Annotated in this window: 1 protein-coding gene; it reads right to left on the bottom strand. The window is 36.2% G+C overall.

Features of this window, described 5'->3' with window-relative positions; genetic code table 11:
• The coding region (locus SAZ04_RS22400; protein WP_332699873.1) for a hypothetical protein at nucleotides 1-260 on the bottom strand (260 nt) is incomplete at both ends.

The raw sequence follows: 260 nt of genomic DNA, 5'->3' as shown, positions 1-260 counted from the left end.
ACTAGCGCCATTTTAAATAGGTAGTTATTGGTAGAATCGGGAATTGCTTCCCCAAAATCGTTTACTGCTTGACCGAGATTAAAATTGAGGAAAGCAGTTGTTCTTTTATTTCCATATAACGAACTCGCATTAGCAGTTTTCAAAATTAAATTGGTTCCATCATATGAGAAATCTTCGTTCTTGTTAGTCCATATCATCGCAAGCGGTCCTGTATTAAAAACACCGTTTCCATTGAAATACTTTGTCCAACTACCATTCTC

The organism is Halalkalibacter lacteus (assembly GCF_036663595.1).
GTDB lineage: Bacteria > Bacillota > Bacilli > Bacillales > Bacillaceae_D > Halalkalibacter > Halalkalibacter lacteus.
This window is presented reverse-complemented; position numbering and strand designations above follow the sequence as displayed.